This window comes from Streptococcus mitis, from assembly GCF_003942795.1.
Classification (GTDB): Bacteria; Bacillota; Bacilli; order Lactobacillales; family Streptococcaceae; genus Streptococcus; species Streptococcus mitis_BJ.
Map to the genome: position 1 here is coordinate 1 of NZ_RJNY01000039.1, position 4,550 is coordinate 4,550.

A 4,550-nucleotide genomic window follows, 5' to 3' on the forward strand; every position below is an offset into this window, starting at 1 on the left:
TATGGTCATATTATGAGCCAGTTTAAACTCTTTTTGCAATTTTATATAAAATTCATTATATTGTCTCATTACTTTGCCCATTTAATCTGCAACCTCATAATAAATATTTACTGTTTTATAACTCCTCTACGGAAATTATTACAAATTCCCTTTTTTAATTTGGTACTCTTCTGCAACAAGAGAAGCCGTTTTATTATCGTACCTTTCACTATCGTAATAGAAAAAATAAGGTACCTGATAACCATACCACACGTTTAATCCTGTTTCTTCTTTCAGTAATTTACAGAACCCCATTGAATATTTCTTACAAAACATTGAAGTCATTATTTTAAATTGACCTTCAAATATTATTCCTCTATTTTGAAACTCTGTAACAATCTCTTCAAATTCTTTGTCTAATATATCTCTTAATTTCATAGTGTTCCTCCCATCTTGATATTGATATAACATAAAGCATGACTAATTAAAATTTTCTCAATTTGTTTTCCCCATTCTCAACATTTACTTCTTACCTTACTCCACTCATCAAACAGAAACTCTTTGAGCTTGATACAATGGATAATTGTCTTTCTAGTTCGCTTTTTCCATGGAGAAAGATAGCTATTGGATTTTGGCTCATTCACTTTCCTTTCGTCAGTGTGCAAACATTTCGACCTAAGGCACAGGCAAACTCATTCTCACTAGAATCATATAAACTCATTAAACTACCATTCACATTTCTGATGTTTTTAGTATGTACTCAATACCATCCAAGTAGCACCTGTAACGCTCAAGCTCTTCAAAAGTACTCACTAGATAAATGTTGGTATTCACCATATCAGATAAGGCGCCACTCATTACAATCCAGTGAATGCTCTCATCATTAAAGACGAGGTTCTGGCTATCTTGATAACAATAGTGATGAGTTAGGAGATTTGTTCAACGTTTCTTAACAATCTCCATTTTTAAAGTCAGTTTATTATCTTCCCACTAGATTTAATATTTTTTCTTTCCCAACAATATTCACACACGATACATTGAATTTTTGGCAGATTGTGTCTATTAATTCTTTTGAAATTATACTTGTTCCCTTCTCATCACGGTTAAGGCTATTGGGTGAAATGCTTATAATTCGTGCAAATTCTGAACATGTCAGGTCATGTGCCTTTCGTATGAATTTTATATTGTTTCCAATCATGGCATGCTTCTTTTACTCGATAATACTATTATAACATTTAGAAATTAAAAAACAGATTCTAAATCAATAGAACGTATAATTCTAAAATTAGAATTTTCAGTGATAATTCTATAAAATGTTGCTTTTCTAATAAATTTGTACTTATTTTCTTCAGACTAGATAAATATCTCGTTGTTGTAAGTTTGTAATTGAATCAAAAGTATTAGATATAATTTCAAAACAGTGTTTTAAGCTATAGCTGATCAATATCATAGTTTGATATTGAATGATAAGTAAAAATTCATTATACAATTCAAGCTACTGAAGATGAATTTATGATATACTAGTGATAATAAATAGTTATCGGGAGGAAAGTTGAGAAATGACCAGTTGTTTTGTAGTTATGGGGTTTAATACTAAAAAAATTCCTAATACAAATATAGAAGTGGATTTGAATCAAGTCTATAATAATTTAATTAAGCCAACAATTTTAGAAAAAGAATTAGTTTCTGTTCATGGTAAAAACCACTTTAGAGCTGATGAAGTTTTCAGTACACAGAGTATAACGAAAACATTTATCGAAGGTATATTAAAAGCAGATATTGTAATTGCAGATATTACTACTTTAAACCAAAATGCTATCTATGAGTTAGGTCTACGTCATGCTATGAAACCCAAATCAACCATTATACTGTGTGATCATCACACAGCTAAGATTAGCTTTTTTGATATTGCACACTTACCTCAAATCAGATATGATTCTGATAAGTTAAACGAAGTGGATGAAGTTAACAAGGTGAAAAAACTGCTTTCTGAATATATTGATTCCGCTATAAAGTCAGATGAGACATTTACTGATAGTCCAGCCTTTGAATCTGCTCTATACCGTGTAATAATTAACGATTTAATCGATAAAACTGAAATTCAAAGTGAAGAAGCATTAGACAAGTCAATAGCTGAACTTTATGATCAAGCCACGGAACTCAAGAATTCAGAAAAGTATCCTGAGGCAGAAGAAATATTTCAGCAAATTTTAGAAAGTGGATTTATTGATGAAGAAATTTTGGCAGGCTATTTACTATCATCCTATAAGAAAAATGAATCTTCGCTAGCAAATTTAAAAATGGCACAGCAAAATATTAGTAAATATATAGATATAAACACCACAACATATCATAAGTTATTAGGTATTTATGGAGCTATTTTCTTACGTATATTTTATATTACAAAGAATAGGAGTGACTTAATGTCTGCAATTAATTACTATAGGTTAGGCATGAATTTTGAAGATAGAAATATTTATTGTGCAAGGAATTACTGTGCTAACCTGTTAAAAATAGCCTTAGTTGAGAAAGATGTTGAAGTTTTAAAGGAGTTCTACTATACATCTGTTTATACAGCAAAAACTATTTTAGGATCTTTAGAAAAAATACATCGTAAATCTAGTGAATATGACGACATTTGGTTTCTTTCCAATCAAGAGGATCTAATGCTGATTTCAGGCCTTCTTTCAAAACCTATTAATGATATTGAGGGTTTAACTGAACGACAGAAAAAAACAATTAATGAAGGTAGTATTATGTTAAGTGAGGATCTCCAGAGGATTAAAACTGCAATTGTAAATGGTAATTAATAGTTTATTTCCCCTCCTTTGATAAAGTTATACTTATCATCAAGAAGGTTTTTCCATGCATGAAAACTTTTTTGAAACCCTTCTGATTGCAAGTACATTAATATATTTTCTTTTGTTTCTAATGAGAATTCAGGTGATGTTATAGAATATTCTCCCTTCTTTAAAATCCCTTCTTCAGTTAAATTTTCTTGAGGAATAGATAGCATTGGAAGATTATAAGTTAGCGCTAAAATCCCTTCAATATGACAATAAACACTTGTAACCCACTTATTCTTTAAGTGGGTCTCTTTGGATGCAAAGAAGTCTGGATTATCCTCAGCTCCCATTTTTCTGGTTCCACTAGAAATAAATGTCTGACCAAATGCAACAATTATAATTCCGTAACTCCTTTGTATCATCTCACTCAACGAATTCATGACTTCGTAAGGAGTATACTCAGCAGCTTGTAATGTTACACATTCAATATTGTGTCGTCTTAAAAATTTAATCAATTCTTTAATAAATAAATTTTGATTCTCTGTAAATGGATTAGGTCTGCTTAAAAATACTCTTATTTTTTTATTTGACATATTCGCTATCCCCTACCGATAACTATTTATTATCACTATACAAAGTACTCAAATAGGTTTATAATAGCATGATTATTGATAAAGGAGATTTTTATGGATTATAAACTTATTTCTACTTACTTAGATTTTTGCAAAACTCATAAGCGTTTGAGTTCACACACGATTCGCGCTTATAAGAATGATCTTATGCAATTTTATAACTCAGACTATGATAATGTCGAATCCTATATAGAACAGTTGACACAATCTAACATAAAAACGAATACATTAAGAAGAAAAATTGCTTGTATGAAGGTGTTTTATAACTATCTAAAATACCAGAACATAATTGAAGAGAATCCCTTCAATCAATTGCGCTTTCAATTTAGAACTGAAAAAGTATTGCCTAAAACGATTCCGTATGACATTCTGAAAAGCATTTTTATATATTTAGAACAGAAAGTAATTGTATCTAAAACTGACTATCAAAAACAACACGCTGAAAGAAATCTACTAATTATTTCACTTTTACTTTCAACAGGCATCAGAATTTCTGAACTTTGCCACATTCATCTCAAAGACATTAATCTTTCCAATAAGACACTCCAGATTATAGGAAAGGGTAAGAAAGAACGTATCCTATTTTTAGGAGATCAAACAACCTTCAATTTATTAGAAACATATATAAATAAAACAAGAAATGAATCCAATGATTTCTTGTTCCCAGGGAAACATTCACTTAAACCATTGTCAGAGCAAAGTGTACGTTTAGTAATAAAGAGAATCGTTGAACAAAATAACTTTTCTAGAACTATTACACCGCATATGTTTAGACATAGCTTTGCGACAATGCTTCTAGATAGTGATGTAGATATTCGATATATTCAACAAATTCTTGGACATAGTTCTATATCAATCACACAAATCTATACTCACGTATCTCATTCAAAACAAAAAGAAATACTTAGTTCTTTTAATCCCATATCAGTAATTCATTCTGAAATCGAGTAAGAGACATCTCCAAAGTCTACAGTTCACTTCATCTTAAATTAATTTTTGTAGTTCGACTGTAGTTAATAGATTTTATACTCAACAAAAGCAAAAAACATATAAAACTTCACTTTGAATCAGCATTTATACTTTATTCCGTATTAAGAACTCCATAATTGTTTTTCTAAAATACATCTTTCAAATATCCTTAAATATAATAAAA

At 29.9% G+C, this 4,550-nt stretch carries 4 protein-coding genes and 1 pseudogene; 2 read left to right on the plus strand and 3 right to left on the minus strand.

Translation table 11 applies throughout. The features are described from left to right. Window positions 1-138 precede the first annotated feature (138 nt). Entirely contained in the window at window positions 139-417 is a 279-nt protein-coding gene (locus tag D8847_RS10215) for a hypothetical protein (RefSeq protein WP_000776494.1), read from the minus strand. 294 nt (window positions 418-711) lie between these two features. After that, window positions 712-1,177: pseudogene (locus tag D8847_RS10220) on the minus strand (helix-turn-helix domain-containing protein). Window positions 1,178-1,538: 361 nt separating this feature from the next. On the opposite strand from D8847_RS10220, the gene D8847_RS10225 reads away from it, so the two are divergent. After that, window positions 1,539-2,789: a hypothetical protein gene (locus tag D8847_RS10225; RefSeq protein WP_000199791.1), complete on the plus strand. Its 1,251-nt coding sequence runs from the start codon at window positions 1,539-1,541 to the stop codon at window positions 2,787-2,789. Here the strand turns inward: D8847_RS10225 and D8847_RS10230 are convergent. Further along, window positions 2,786-3,358 carry a hypothetical protein gene (locus D8847_RS10230; protein WP_002917268.1) on the minus strand — a complete coding sequence of 191 codons (573 nt, stop codon included), beginning with the start codon at window positions 3,356-3,358 and terminating at the stop codon, window positions 2,786-2,788. The genes D8847_RS10225 and D8847_RS10230 overlap by 4 nt on opposite strands. Window positions 3,359-3,451: 93 nt before the next feature. On the opposite strand from D8847_RS10230, the gene D8847_RS10235 reads away from it, so the two are divergent. Continuing rightward, complete coding sequence (locus D8847_RS10235; RefSeq protein WP_000384878.1) at window positions 3,452-4,348, plus strand: tyrosine-type recombinase/integrase; 897 nt, start codon at window positions 3,452-3,454, stop codon at window positions 4,346-4,348. Window positions 4,349-4,550 lie beyond the last annotated feature (202 nt).

Coding starts and splice junctions, on each gene's coding strand:
- D8847_RS10215 (WP_000776494.1), bottom strand. CDS start 417: ATGAAATTAAGAGATATATTAGACAAAGAATTTGAAGAGATTGTTACA.
- D8847_RS10225 (WP_000199791.1), top strand. CDS start 1,539: ATGACCAGTTGTTTTGTAGTTATGGGGTTTAATACTAAAAAAATTCCT.
- D8847_RS10230 (WP_002917268.1), bottom strand. CDS start 3,358: ATGTCAAATAAAAAAATAAGAGTATTTTTAAGCAGACCTAATCCATTT.
- D8847_RS10235 (WP_000384878.1), top strand. CDS start 3,452: ATGGATTATAAACTTATTTCTACTTACTTAGATTTTTGCAAAACTCAT.